Annotated in this window: 12 protein-coding genes; 9 read left to right on the plus strand and 3 right to left on the minus strand. The window is 70.4% G+C overall.

What is annotated here, in order from left to right; all coding sequences use genetic code 11:
* Positions 1 to 44 precede the first annotated feature (44 nt).
* Entirely contained in the window at positions 45 to 641 is a 597-nt protein-coding gene (locus KQY30_RS26640; protein WP_217309021.1) for a DUF3043 domain-containing protein, read from the minus strand.
* A 294-nt stretch (positions 642 to 935) separates the two neighbouring features.
* On the opposite strand from KQY30_RS26640, the gene KQY30_RS26645 reads away from it, so the two are divergent.
* From KQY30_RS26645 to KQY30_RS37210, 8 genes are all read left to right on the plus strand, one after another.
* Positions 936 to 1,715, plus strand: a complete 780-nt coding sequence (locus tag KQY30_RS26645) for a PspA/IM30 family protein (protein ID WP_217309022.1) — start codon at positions 936 to 938, stop codon at positions 1,713 to 1,715.
* 20 nt (positions 1,716 to 1,735) lie between these two features.
* On the plus strand, positions 1,736 to 2,017 hold the full coding sequence (locus KQY30_RS26650) for a hypothetical protein (protein WP_217309023.1): 282 nt from the start codon (positions 1,736 to 1,738) through the stop codon (positions 2,015 to 2,017).
* Between the two features lie 177 nt (positions 2,018 to 2,194).
* On the plus strand, positions 2,195 to 3,529 hold the full coding sequence (locus KQY30_RS26655; protein WP_217309024.1) for a sensor histidine kinase: 1,335 nt from the start codon (positions 2,195 to 2,197) through the stop codon (positions 3,527 to 3,529).
* Positions 3,526 to 4,212: a response regulator transcription factor gene (locus KQY30_RS26660; RefSeq protein ID WP_217309025.1), complete on the plus strand. Its 687-nt coding sequence runs from the start codon at positions 3,526 to 3,528 to the stop codon at positions 4,210 to 4,212. The genes KQY30_RS26655 and KQY30_RS26660 overlap by 4 nt, the downstream gene beginning before the upstream one ends.
* Before the next feature lie 282 nt (positions 4,213 to 4,494).
* On the plus strand, positions 4,495 to 7,647 hold the full coding sequence (locus KQY30_RS26665; protein WP_217309026.1) for an efflux RND transporter permease subunit: 3,153 nt from the start codon (positions 4,495 to 4,497) through the stop codon (positions 7,645 to 7,647).
* 227 nt (positions 7,648 to 7,874) lie between these two features.
* A complete protein-coding gene (locus KQY30_RS26670; protein ID WP_217309027.1) occupies positions 7,875 to 8,954 on the plus strand; it encodes a glycerophosphodiester phosphodiesterase family protein in 1,080 nt (359 codons plus the stop codon).
* A gap of 403 nt (positions 8,955 to 9,357) precedes the next feature.
* On the plus strand, positions 9,358 to 9,819 hold the full coding sequence (locus tag KQY30_RS26675) for an SMI1/KNR4 family protein (protein WP_217309028.1): 462 nt from the start codon (positions 9,358 to 9,360) through the stop codon (positions 9,817 to 9,819).
* Positions 9,820 to 9,861: 42 nt separating this feature from the next.
* Positions 9,862 to 9,987 (plus strand): hypothetical protein, encoded by a 126-nt coding sequence (locus tag KQY30_RS37210; protein WP_302185342.1) that lies wholly within the window; start codon positions 9,862 to 9,864, stop codon positions 9,985 to 9,987.
* 103 nt (positions 9,988 to 10,090) lie between these two features.
* Here the strand turns inward: KQY30_RS37210 and nadA are convergent, their stop codons facing one another.
* Entirely contained in the window at positions 10,091 to 11,278 is a 1,188-nt protein-coding gene (nadA, locus tag KQY30_RS26680; RefSeq protein ID WP_217311341.1) for a quinolinate synthase NadA, read from the minus strand.
* Between the two features lie 346 nt (positions 11,279 to 11,624).
* Here nadA and KQY30_RS26685 point away from each other — a divergent pair, with 346 nt between their 5' ends.
* Complete coding sequence (locus KQY30_RS26685; protein WP_046496510.1) at positions 11,625 to 11,981, plus strand: iron-sulfur cluster assembly accessory protein; 357 nt, start codon at positions 11,625 to 11,627, stop codon at positions 11,979 to 11,981.
* Between the two features lie 218 nt (positions 11,982 to 12,199).
* On the opposite strand, the gene KQY30_RS26690 is transcribed toward KQY30_RS26685, so the two are convergent.
* Complete coding sequence (locus tag KQY30_RS26690; protein WP_217309029.1) at positions 12,200 to 13,729, minus strand: hypothetical protein; 1,530 nt, start codon at positions 13,727 to 13,729, stop codon at positions 12,200 to 12,202.
* Positions 13,730 to 13,777 lie beyond the last annotated feature (48 nt).

Here is a 13,777-nt window from a genome sequence, read left to right on the forward strand (position 1 = left end):
GAGCCAGTTCGCCGACGCTCCCGCGAAACCGGGGATCTCCGCGCTCAGGGCCGCTCTCCGCGCTTGACCTGCGGCTTGGGCAGCCGGAGTCGGCGCATCTGGAGCGTACGCATCAGGCCATAGGCCACGGCACCGCGCTTGGGGGTGTCGGGGAAGCGCTCGGCGAGCTCCTTGCGCAGCCGGAACCAGATTCCGGCGGAGTCCACGACGATCAGCACGATCACCACCAGCCACAGCAGCAGCGCGACGGTCTGGAGCTGCGCGACCCGGATCATGCTCAGCACGAGGATCACCACGGCGAGCGGCAGGAAGAACTCCGCCATGCAGAACCGCGAGTCGACATAGTCCCGGACGAACCGGCGCACCGGGCCCTTGTCGCGGACGGGCAGGTACCGCTCGTCCCCGCTCGCCAGCGCCTCCCGCTGCCTGGCCAGATCCGTGCGGCGCGCCTCCCGCTGCCGCTTCATGGCCGTCTTGCGGTCGGCGGGCACGGTGGAGGCGCGGCGCCGCTGCGACTGCGCCTCACTGCGCTTGGGGGTCGGGCGGCCCTTGGGTGCCTGCGGGTCGCGCTGCTGCGTGGAGGAGTCCGGCGTCACCTGGGTGGCGGGGGCCTTCTCTTCTTTGGAACGGCTACGGAACACAAAGCCCAAGGGTACGGGGTGCCGTGGTTGGACCCCACCCCGCCGGGGAACGATCCCGCAACGGCACGCGTCCTTCCTTGCGGACAGTGCGAACGTACCGGGACAGAGGGGACGCAGCCCTCACTGTCCCCGATGGTCCTCTACTCCTTGCGCCGGAGCGGGACCGGGCAGCAGTCGTCCTTGGGGAGGAGCGCATCCGCACTTGAACAGTGCGGTAATAGAGGCAGGGCCCGTACTGTGGGTTCTGTTGGAGTGCTGGAGCCGGAGTCCGTCAGAAGGGGGCGCGCGAAGCCCATGAGCGGTGTCATGAAACGTATGGGGATGATCTTCCGCGCGAAGGCGAACAAGGCCCTTGACCGGGCCGAGGATCCGCGCGAGACCCTTGACTACTCGTACCAGAAGCAGCTTGAGCTGCTCCAGAAGGTACGCCGCGGGGTCGCCGATGTGGCGACGTCGCGCAAGCGGCTGGAGCTGCAGCTCAACCAGTTGCAGGGCCAGTCCTCCAAGCTGGAGGACCAGGGCCGCAAGGCGCTGGCGCTCGGGCGTGAGGACCTGGCGCGTGAGGCGCTGTCCCGCCGTGCGGCGCTGCAGCAGCAGGTCACCGACCTGGAGACCCAGCACCAGACGCTCCAGGGCGAGGAGGAGAAGCTCACGCTCGCCGCGCAGCGCCTCCAGACCAAGGTCGACGCCTTCCGTACGAAGAAGGAGACGATCAAGGCCACCTACACCGCGGCCCAGGCGCAGACCCGGATCGGGGAGGCCTTCTCGGGCATCTCCGAGGAGATGGGCGATGTCGGCATGGCGATCCAGCGGGCGGAGGACAAGACCGCGCAGCTCCAGGCGCGGGCCGGCGCGATCGACGAACTGCTCGCCTCCGGCGCGCTGGACGACCAGTCCGGGATGGCGAAGGACGACATCGCGGCGGAGCTGGACCGGATCTCCGGCGGTTCGGACGTGGAGCTGGAGCTCCAGCGGATGAAGGCGGAGCTGGCGGGCGGCTCGGCACCGAAGCAGGCGATCGAGGGCGGTCCGGCCCAGACGGAGGACACGCCGCCGAATCTGCGCAAGCAGTGAGCGAACGGTAGGGACTCGTCATGATCGTAAGGATCATGGGGGAGGGCCAGGTGAGGCTGGCGGACAGCCACTTCGCCGAACTGAACGAGCTCGACGACGAACTGCTGGCCGAGGTCAGGGGCGGCGACGGGGACGGCTTCCGCCGTACCTTCCACGCGCTCCTGGCCAGGGTCCGGGAACTGGGCGAGCCACTGCCGGACGATGCGCTGGAGCCGTCCGAGCTGATCCTCCCGGCGCGGGACACGACGCTGGAAGAGGTCCGCGCGCTCCTGGACGACGAGGGCCTGATCCCCACGCTTTAACCCGGGCGGCGCCCCGGGTGCCGCTTCGTCCTCAATCGCCGGACGGGCTGGAATTCGCGGCCCGCGCCGGAAAATCGCCACCCGGCGCCCTGTGTCCTCAATCGCCGGACGGGCTTGGTCTTCGAGGACGAACCGGCTCCGGGCGGACCCGGCAGGGCGACCCGTACCGTTGCTCGGGTGACTGCTATCGGCGCCGCGTTCGCCCGTACCCGGTACTGGGCCCGTACGCATCCGCTCGTGTCCGACGCCGCCCTCGCCGCCCTCCTGCTCGGCTGCATGCTCCTCGGCTCCTTCGCCGGGCCCCGCGGCAGCAACGGCGGCCCGGACTTCGGCGCCCGTACCCCCGGCGCGCTGAGCGTCGTGCTGATGGTCCTCGGGGCCGCCGCGCTCGTGTTCCGGCGGCGCGCCCCCATGCCCGTCCTGGTGTGCACCGGCGGCGCCACCGTCGTGGAGCTGATCGCGGTCCGGTCGCCGGCCCCCGTCGTGGTCAGTACCGTCGTCGCGCTGTACACCGTCGCCGCGCACACCGACCGCTCCACCACCTGGCGGGTCGGCCTCGCCACCATGGCCGTGCTGACCGCGGTCGCGATGATGTCCAGCTCCGACGTCTGGTACGCCCAGGAGAATCTCGGGATCTTCGCGTGGGCCGGGATGGCGAGCGCCGCGGGCGACGCCGTACGGAGCCGGCGCGGCTTCATCGACGCCATGCGTGAACGCGCCGAACGGGCCGAGCGCACCCGCGAGGAAGAGGCACGCCGCCGCGTCGCCGAGGAGCGGCTGCGGATCGCCCGCGATCTGCACGATGTCGTGGCCCACCACATCGCCCTGGTCAACGTCCAGGCCGGGGTCGCCTCGCATGTCATGGACAAGCGCCCGGACCAGGCCAAGGAGGCCCTCGCCCAGGTACGGGCGGCCAGCCGCTCCGCGCTCAGCGAGCTGCGCGCCACCGTCGGGCTGCTGCGCCAGTCCGGCGACCCGGCGGCCCCCACGGAACCGGCGCCCGGCCTGCTCCACCTCGAAGGCCTGCTGGACACCTTCCGGAACGCGGGACTGCCCGTACGGTTCGCCGCGACCGGCCCGGAGTTCGAGGAGCCGGACGGCCACCCCGGCGCCGCGCCGCGCCCCCGCCTCCCCGCCGCCGTCGACCTCGCCGCGTACCGGATCATCCAGGAGGCCCTCACCAATGTGCGCAAGCACGCGGGCCCCGCGGCCACGGCCGAGGTCAGTGTCGTACGGATCGGCGCCGCCCTGGAGATCACCGTCCTCGACGACGGCAAGGGCACCGGCGAGCCCGCCGACGGCGGCGGCCACGGCCTCATCGGCATGCGCGAGCGTGTCAGCGCCCTCGGCGGCACCCTGACCGCGGCACCCCGCCCCGGCGGCGGTTTCCGCACCCGGGCGATACTTCCGGTGAACACCCCCGCGGGCGGAGCCCGGGACACCCGGGACCCCCGGCGCACAGCGGCCGCCCGGCCCGTCGGCGGTACGGGGAAGAGCGCGGAGGACGCATGACGATCAGGGTGCTGCTCGCCGACGACCAGACACTGCTGCGCAGCGCGTTCCGGGTCCTGGTGGACTCGGAGCCCGACATGGTGGTCGTCGGGGAGGCCGCCGACGGCGCGGAGGCCGTGGCCCTCGCCCGCTCCACCCGGGCCGACGTGGTCCTGATGGACATCCGCATGCCCGGTACGGACGGCCTCGCCGCCACCCGTGCGATCAGCGCCGACCCCGATCTCGCCGGGGTGCGGGTCGTGATGCTCACCACCTTCGAGGTCGACGAGTACGTCGTGCAGTCGCTGCGTGCCGGTGCCTCCGGTTTTCTCGGCAAGGGCGCGGAGCCCGAGGAACTGCTCAACGCCATCCGGGTCGCCGCGGCCGGCGAGGCACTGCTGTCGCCCGCCGCGACCAAGGGCCTCATCGCCACCTTCCTCGCGCAGAGCGCCGCGCCCTCCGACGACCGGGGCCCGGCCCGGCACACCGAGCGGCTGACGGCCCTCACCGGGCGTGAGCGCGAGGTCCTCGTCCTGGTCGCGGGCGGCCACTCCAACGACGAGATCGCCGAGCGCCTGGCCGTCAGCCCGCTGACCGTGAAGACCCATGTGAACCGGGCCATGGCGAAACTGGGGGCCCGGGACCGTGCGCAATTGGTGGTGATCGCGTACGAATCGGGCCTGGTACGCCCAAGGGTGGAGTAGCCGCCCACCCTCGCGTACTACAGGCGCGGTATGCGGCGGATAAGGAAATGGACCTGGGGCCTACGCGCGGGCGCCCTCGCATGGCTGATCGTATAGGTGGGGCCGCAATCCCAGAGGGGCCCAGGTCCTGTCCGGCGGATCTGCGGGCCCACGAAGATCCACCGGACAGGGCCTTGATCCCGACCGTCGCCGGGCGACCCGTGGCCGGACATCCAGGGACGGGCCACCCGGAACCGGGTCGCCGCGCCAAACTGCCGCGTACACCACAGAAGAGAGACCCCAATGTCCTGGCTGTCCAGATTCAGCCTCGCGCAACGGGCCCTGATAGGGCTGATGTCGATCATCGCGATCGTCTTCGGAGCGATCGCGATACCGCAGCTCAAGCAGCAGCTCCTGCCGTCCATCGAACTCCCGATGGTGTCGGTGCTCGCCCCCTACCAGGGCGCCTCCCCCGATGTGGTCGAGAAGCAGGTCGTCGAGCCGCTGGAGAACTCCCTCAAGGCCGTCGACGGCATCAGCGGCGTCACCTCCACCGCGAGCGAGGGCAACGCCCTGGTCATGGCCAGCTTCGACTTCGGGAGCGAGGGCACCAAGCAGCTCGTCGCCGATGTCCAGCAGGCCGTGAACCGCGCCCGCGCCCAGTTGCCCTCCGAGGTCGACCCGCAGGTCGTCGCCGGTTCGACGGACGACATCCCGACCGTCGTCCTCGCCGTCACCTCCGACAAGGACCAGCAGGCGCTCGCCGACCAGTTGGAACGTACGGTCGTCCCGTCCCTGGAGGGCATCGACGGCGTCGGACAGGTCACCATCGACGGTGTCCGCGACCTCCAGGTCGCCGTCACCCCCGACGACAAGAAGCTCGCCGCGGCCGGTCTGAACACCATGGCCCTCTCCGAGGCGCTCAGGTCGGGCGGCGCCGCGATCCCCGCGGGTTCGTTCTCCGAGGACGGCAAGAGCCGTACGGTCCAGGTCGGCGGCGGCTTCACCTCGCTCAAGCAGATCGAGGACCTGCGGATCGTGCCCCAGGCGGGCGGCCAGCCCGGCGCCGGCGCGGCCAAGCCCGTACGCCTCGGTGACATCGCCACCGTCACGCAGAAGCCGGCCGCCGCGGCCTCGCTGACCCGTACGAACGGCAAGCCCAGCCTCGCGGTCATGGCCACCATGGACAACGACGGCAGCGCGGTCGCCATCTCCAACGCGGTCAAGGACAAGCTGCCCGGCCTCCGTCAGGACCTCGGCGCCGGCGCCACCCTGACCGTCGTCAGCGACCAGGGCCCGGCCGTCTCCAAGTCCATCTCGGGTCTGACCACCGAGGGCGCGCTCGGTCTCGTCTTCGCCGTGATCGTGATCCTGGTCTTCCTCGCCTCGATCCGCTCCACGCTGGTCACCGCGGTCTCCATCCCGCTCTCCGTCGTTCTGGCGCTGATCGTGCTGTGGACCCGGGACCTCTCCCTCAACATGCTCACCCTCGGCGCGCTGACCATCGCGATCGGCCGCGTCGTCGACGACTCGATCGTCGTCCTGGAGAACATCAAGCGGCACCTGGGCTACGGCGAGGAGCGCGAGAGCGCCATCCTCAACGCGGTCAAGGAGGTCGCGGGCGCGGTCACCTCCTCCACCCTCACCACCGTCGCGGTCTTCCTGCCGATCGGCCTGGTGGGCGGCATGGTCGGCGAGCTGTTCGGCTCGTTCTCGCTGACCGTGACCGCGGCGCTGATCGCGTCGCTGCTGGTCTCGCTCACCGTGGTGCCGGTGCTCTCGTACTGGTTCCTGCGCGCGCCGAAGGGCACGGAAGGACTCGACGCGGAGGAAGCGCGCCGCCAGGCGGAGGAGAAGGAGGCCCGCAGCCCGCTTCAGCGCCTGTACGTGCCGGTGCTGCGCTTCGCGACCCGCCGCCGCCTCACCAGCGCGGCCATCGCGATCGTCGTGCTGCTCGCGACCTTCGGCATGGCGCCGCTGCTCAAGACCAACTTCTTCGACCAGGGCGAGCAGGACGTGCTCTCCATCAAGCAGGAGCTGGCCCCGGGCACCAGCCTGGAGGCGGCCGACGCCTCCGCGAAGAAGGTCGAGGCCGTCCTCGGCGGTATCGACGACATCAAGGACTACCAGGTCACCGTCGGCTCCTCCGGCTTCATGGCGGCCTTCGGCGGCGGTACGGGCGCCAACCAGGCGTCCTACCAGATCACCCTCAAGGACAACGCGTCGTTCGACGCCACGCAGGACCGGATCGAGAAGGAGCTGGCCGGGCTCGACGGCATCGGCGAGACGACCATCTCCGCCGGTGACGGCTTCGGCAGCCAGGACCTGAGCGTCGTCGTCAAGGCCGCCGACGCGGCCACGCTGCGCACGGCGGCGGACCAGGTACGGGACTCCGTCGCGGGCCTCAAGGACGTCACCGACGTACAGAGCGACCTCTCGCAGAGCGTCCCGCGCATCTCGGTCAAGGCCAACTCCAAGGCCGCGGACGCCGGGTTCACCGATGCGACGCTGGGGCTCGCCGTCGGCCAGGCGGTACGGGGCACCACCTCCGGCAAGGCGATCCTGGACGACACCGAGCGCGATGTCGTGGTCACCTCCGCCAAGCCGGCCAAGACGATCGCCGAGCTGAAGAACCTGCCGCTCGGCCCGGTCAAGCTCGGCCAGATCGCCGATGTGAAGCTGGTGCCGGGCCCGGTCACCATGACCAGGATCGACGGCTCGCGCGCCGCGACCATCACGGCCAGGCCGACCGGTGACAACACCGGCGCGGTCAGCGCCTCACTCCAGTCGAAGATCGACGCGCTGGATCTGCCGGAGGGCGCGACCGCGTCCATCGGCGGTGTCACGGCCGACCAGGACGAGGCGTTCGTCAACCTTGCACTGGCCATGCTGGCGGCCATCGCGATCGTCTTCATGCTGCTGGTCGCGACCTTCCGCTCGCTGATCCAGCCGCTGATCCTGCTGGTGTCGATCCCGTTCGCGGCGACCGGCGCGATCGGACTGCTGGTCCTGACCGGTACGCCGATGGGTGTCCCGGCGATGATCGGCATGCTGATGCTGATCGGCATCGTGGTGACCAACGCGATCGTGCTGATCGACCTGATCAACCAGTACCGCAAGCAGGGGCTCGGCGTGGTCGAGGCGGTCGTCGAGGGCGGCCGTCACCGACTGCGCCCGATCCTGATGACCGCGCTGGCGACCATCTTCGCGCTGCTGCCGATGGCGCTGGGCATCACGGGCGAGGGCGGCTTCATCGCCCAGCCGCTCGCGGTCGTGGTGATCGGCGGTCTGGTGACCTCGACGCTGCTGACGCTGCTGCTCGTACCGACGCTGTACGCGATGGTCGAGCTGCGCAAGGAGCGCCGGGCGAAGAAGAAGGCGGCGAAGCGGCACGCGCGGTCGGGCGGCGCCCCGGCCCCGGAGCCCGCTCCGGACCCGGAACCGGCCAACGTCTGACGGTCTGAACGCAGTTCCCTGGCACCGTTCGCCCCGGAGCGCCCGCGATACGCGGGCCGCTCCGGGGCGATGGCGTTGTGTGGGGAACATTTGTTTTGTGGGCAACATTTATGGGGAGCAATCGTTCCCTTGGCGTTCATGGCTTCCTCATGTCCGGGCTCCATACGCACGGGACCCGGCGAATTAGCGTCACCGAGTCCAGTCCGCCCGAAACAGATGAGGTTCAGATGTCCCTCTGGCATGGATTCGCTGCCCTGGCCGTCGTGCCGGCGCTCGCCCTCCCGGCGACCGCGCAGGCCACCACGCCCCATGGCCCCCACGGCCACGTACCGCCCCAGAAGACCCACTTCGACCTCCAGGCCCACCGCGGCGGCCTCGGCCTGACCACCGAGGAGTCCCTGGAGGGCTTCGGCAAGGCGCTGCGCCTCGGCGTCACCACGCTGGAGCTGGACACCCACGTCACCAAGGACCAGAAGGTCGTCGTCAACCACGACCGGCAGATCAGCGCCCAGAAGTGCAAGGACACCGCGCCGGTCGTGCCGGGTGACCCGATGTACCCGTACGTCGGGAAGTACATCAAGGACCTGACGCTGGCCCAGCTCAAGACGATGGACTGCGGCTACCAGCAGTTGCCCGGCTACCCCGAGCAGGAGCAGATCAAGGGCTTCCGGATGGTGGAGCTGAAGGACGTCCTCAACCTGGTCAAGAGCTACAAGGCCAAGCAGGTCAAGCTGAACATCGAGACGAAGGTGGAGGCCGGCGCCCCCGAACAGACCGCCCCGCGCGAGCTGTTCGTCCGCCGTGTGTACGAGGAGATCCACCGCTCGGGCATCGAGAAGCAGGTCACCATCCAGTCCTTCGACTGGGGCGCGCTGAAGGAGATGCACAAGCTGGCGCCGAAGTACCCGCTGGTGGCGCTGACGAACTACGACTTCCTCCAGGTCGGCAAGGAGGGCGCCTCCCCGTGGCTCGGCGGCATCGACGCCGACGACTACGACGGCGACTTCGTCAAGGCCGCGTCCACCGTCCCCGGTGTCACCGCGCTCTCCCCGAACTACGGCTTCCCGCAGAACGGCACGATCGCGGACCCGAACTTCCGCTTCTACCCCGACAAGAAGATGATCGCCGACGCCCACAAGCGCGGTCTGAAGGTCATCCCGTGGACGTGTGACGACCCCGCCACGATCGAGGCGCTCATGGACATGGGGATCGACGGCATCATCACGGACTACCCGGACCGCGTACGCGACATCATGACGGAGCGCGGCATGCGCCTGCCGAAGTCGTACCACGCACCGCGCCACTGACCTGACTGCGGGTCAGAACCAAGAGGTAGCCGGGGTGGGCCGACAGGTTTCGCCTCGGGCGGTGGCCGCCCCTCCTGTTTGAGTGCCGCGGGGCCGAGCCGAGCGCCAAGGGCGCTCCTGCGTCGCATCGCTGCGCGATGACCTCCGGTTACCCCTGACCCCGCCCGCCCCCGCAAGTGCGCCCTTATGGGAGGGGCGGGCCGGGGGAGGGGTCCACGGGGGAGGTCGTTTGCGGGGCCCGGTTACTTTGCCGGGCGCGGTCCGGTGCCGTCCCATCGGCCTGGTCGGCAATTTCGAGGCCTGCGGCTCGTGCCAGGATGCGTTCCAGCAGTTCAATGAGTGCTACCCGAACATCGGGTTGCGCATCGGGATCTCCTGAGCGGTGGCGAAGGACGGGCTACAGGTGAAGCTGTTCCGCAAGCCGCGCGTGTACCCGGAAGGACCGTTCTGGTCGGTGTACGCGCGCCTGGTCGATGAAGGGTTTGTCGACGACCGTCAGTCCCAGGGGCTCACCGAGAGTGCGATCGAGGAGATCTCCCGGGACCAGGGGGTGTTGCTGGTGCCCCAGTACGCCGACTTCCTGCGCTGCATGGGTGCGGGATCCGGGCGGACGCTCATCGGCGAGACCATCTTCCATCCGGCGGTGCTGGGCATCCGGGCCAATGCCGAGGCGATGTGCGCGGAGTTCGGCATCGACTGCGACTTTCGCGATGCCCTGTTCGTCGCCTCCCACCAGGGCTATATCTACTACTACGTCGACCTGCGCGACGGCGGAGTCCACTGCCTCACCGAGGACTCCGTCGGCGCGGTCCGGGTGGCAGACTCCTTCAGCGCGTTCCTGTACGACTTCGTGAAGTCTGCCTGAACCTCAGCGGCGAGGACGGCTTCTGGTGTCCAACGGACGCAAATGGCCGACGAGGCCGAGGAAGAACTGCTCATCTCTGTCGACTGGCCGCTGGACGAGACCGAGCCGCTGCTCACCGCTCCGCCCGTCGATGCGCAAGAAGTCATCCGGCTGTCCGCGTCCCTTTGATCAGTCCGGTCGGTCGCCGTTGGCGACGGGTGACGCAGGGCGGTGCGGGGGCGCTCCGTCTGTGGGCGCCCCCGACGCCGTACGGGGCCGGGGCCCGTGCCGCCTACGGCAGTGCCAGCATCCGTTCCAGTGCGAGTTGGGCGAAGTCCGCTGTCTCCTTGTCGACCTGGATGCGGTTGACCTCGTTGCCCTCGGCCAGTGACTCCAGTGCCCAGACGAGATGCGGCAGGTCGATCCGGTTCATCGTCGAGCAGAAGCACACCGTCCTGTCGAGGAAGACGATTTCCTTGTCCTCCGAGGCGAAACGGTTCGCCAGTCGCTGGACCAGATTCAGCTCCGTACCGACCGCCCACTTCGAGCCCGCCGGCGCCGCCTCCAGTGCCTTGATGATGTACTCCGTCGAGCCGACGTGGTCCGCCGCCGCCACGACCTCGTGCTTGCACTCGGGGTGCACCAGTACGTTCACGCCGGGGATCCGCTCCCGTACCTCCCGTACGGAGTCCAGCGAGAACCGGCCGTGCACCGAGCAGTGCCCGCGCCACAGGATCATCTTCGCGTTCCGCAGCTCCTCGGCCGTCAGGCCGCCGTTGGGCTTGTGCGGGTTGTAGAGGACGCAGTCCTCCAGGGACAGGCCCAGCTCCCGTACCGCGGTGTTGCGGCCGAGGTGCTGGTCGGGCAGGAAGAGGACCTTCTCGCCCTGCTCGAAGGCCCAGTTGAGGGCGCGCGCGGCGTTCGACGACGTACAGATCGTGCCGCCGTGCTTGCCGGTGAACGCCTTGATGTCGGCCGAGGAGTTCATGTACGAGACGGGCACGACCTGCTCGGCTATGCCCGCGTCGGTCAGCACGTCCCAGCACTCCGCGACCTGCTCGGCCGTGGCCATGTCGGCCATGGAGCAGCCGGCCGCGAGGTCCGGCAGTACGACCTTCTGGTCGTCCGAGGTCAGGATGTCCGCGGACTCGGCCATGAAGTGCACACCGCAGAAGACGATGTACTCCGCGCCGGGCCGCGCCGCGGCGTCCCTGGCCAGCTTGAAGGAGTCGCCGGTGACATCCGCGAACTGGATGACCTCGTCGCGCTGGTAGTGATGGCCGAGGACGAACACCTTGTCCCCGAGCTTCTCCTTGGCCGCGCGGGCGCGCTCGACCAGGTCCGGGTCGGACGGGGCGGGCAGATCGCCGGGACACTCCACGCCCCGCTCGCTCCGCGGGTCGGCCTCCCGGCCGAGCAGCAGCAGGGCGAGGGGCGTCGGCCGGACGTCGAGGTCCTGTCGGGGCTGGGCGGTGGTCACGTCACGCACCCTTTCTTCTCTGCGAACGCTTCTCTGGAACGAAGCCTGGACCAAGCCTTTTCGTCGAATTGACGCTATCTATCATAACTCCTTTCGTGTCACTTTGACGATGGCGATAGCGTCGATGTGACGCATTCCCGTGGCGGCCCGGCCGGGCCCCCGTCGAGCCCCGTCGAGCCCCATCGAGCCCCTGGCCACGGCCGACCGCTGACGATCAGCGAGCGGGTGTGCGAGCATGAAGGCGGCAAAGGAACGGCAACACACACGCGCCAGCGCCCGGAATGAATCCGCGGCCGAGCCGGTTGCACTGTCGGCAAGCAGTCCGTACAACCCGGGAGAGAAGACGATGTCCGTATCGGACGAGACCACCACCGTGAGCGACGGCATCCTCCTGTCCGACGCCGCCGCGAGCAAGGTCAAGGCCCTGCTGGACCAGGAAGGCCGGGACGACCTCGCGCTGCGGGTCGCCGTACAGCCCGGCGGCTGCTCCGGCTTGCGTTACCAGCTCTTCTTCGACGAGCGCTCGCTGGACGGCGACGTCGTCAAGGAGTTCGGCGGTGTCAAGGTCGTCACCGACCGGATGAGCGCCCCGTACCTCGGCGGTGCCTCCATCGACTTCGTCGACACCATCGAGAAGCAGGGCTTCACGATCGACAACCCGAACGCGACGGGCTCCTGCGCCTGCGGCGACTCCTTCAGCTAAGCCTCCGGCCGGCTGAGCCCCTCCGGCCCGGCCAGGCCGGGCCTCTCCGGCAGCCGGACAGGGCCTGAGCCCCTACGGCGGCCGGGCCTCCGGCCAGGTCCAGTCGTCCAGGCATACAGGAAGGCGGCGGTCCCCCCTCGGGCCCGCCGCCTTCCCTATGCGTGCCCGGATGGCACGCACGTCCCGTGGCCCGGCCGTTCTCCCCGGCCGGGCGTCCGTCAGAGCCTGGGCATCCGCTCGCCCGACGCCCGGTCGATCACCTGCCGGCCGCCCAGCGGCTCCGCCAGCCTCACTGACACGGTCTGCTCCTTGGCGAGGGTGATGCAGACCGTGCCCGGCGCCGGCTCGGTGTGGGACAGCCGTACGGTCACCGCCGTACCGCTCTCGTCCGCCACGGCCGCGTACGAGCCGCACACCCCGCCCATGAAGCGCAGGTCCAGGGTCCGGCCGCGCACACCGTACGAGGTGAAGCCCAGGCCGCCGCCCGGCTCGCGCTCCGGCGCGGGCGAGGACTCCGGCGCGGCCTTCGTCAGAAACTCCGGAGCCACCGCGGTCTGCGCCAGGGTGTACGGCGGGGTACCGCCGCCCGGCACCACCTCGAACAGCCACGCCGGTACGAGCACCCCCTGCCCGCCCGAGGACCGCAGCGCCAGACCGAACACCGCCCGGCCGATATCCACCGGTTCCGCGTCCACCACGGTCCGCGGCGCGCACGGATCCGTGGACCGGCCGCCGTCCACCGGCTTCTCCAGCGGCACCGAGGTGGCGCAGTCCACGATCGGGCCGGAGCCACGCAGATCGCCGGAGACCCTGTTCAGCTCTTCGAGCGCCTTGTCCGCGCCGATCACCGGATACGCGGCGCCCTCCTGCGGCGCCGCCAACTGGCCCGTACCGCCGACGACTTGGCCGTCCGCGCCGACCTGGATCCCGGTCGACCAGCCATGGGTGGGCAGCCCGCCGACCACCGGGTCCGCGTTCACCACCCGTACCGCGCCCATCAGTTGACCGGCGTCGAGCGCGGCACCGCCCTGGCCCGCCGCCCTCAGCACCGGAGCCGCCGCCTTCTTCGCGACCGCCTCGCTCACGGCGCCCGCCCCGGAACCACCGGAACCGCCAGTGCCACCGGAGTCACTCGTGCCCCCCGGGCCGCCGCCCGCGCAGCTCGCGACCTTCACGCAGTCGTCACCGCCTGTCGCCGGGCCGAACCGGGCGAAGGTCCAGGTCCCGGGCGCCTGCCGGGCGACTTGGAGCAGCGGCCCCGAACCGTCCTTGTCCGTGCCGACCTTCCAGTACGCGCCGTCCGGGCGCGGAGCGCCCGCCAGCCCGAGCGCCCCGGCCAGCCTGGCCACCTCGGCCGACGTGACCTCGTTGGACGGCCGGTACACCCGGGCCGTACCGGGGCCGTCGGGCAGCGGGCCCGTCGCGCGGTAGACGAACCCCCGCGGATCGGGCTCGCCCGGCGCGATCCCCGGCGCACCGCCCTCGGTGGCGCCCGCCGGCTCGTCCAGGGCGAGCGGCGACGGGTTGCGGTCACCACGGTCACCCTTCGGCGTACCGCTCCCGCCGCCGCCGTCCGCGCCGCTTTCGCCACCGGCACCGCTCGTGGCCAGATACGCGCCACCGCCCCCGGCGATCAGTACGGCCGCCGCCACCGTGGCGACCGCGAGCGGCGAAAACCGCCGACGCGCCCGGTCCGCGCGGTCCGTGCCCTGCCCGGGGCTTCGCTGAGGCCGCTCCGTACCGCTCATCGCTGCTCTCCCTCGACCGCGATCCGCCCACGACACCGGTGGGACGGA

The sequence above is a fragment of the Streptomyces sp. GMY02 genome (assembly GCF_019056675.1).
GTDB classification, from domain to species: Bacteria; Actinomycetota; Actinomycetes; order Streptomycetales; family Streptomycetaceae; genus Streptomyces; species Streptomyces odonnellii.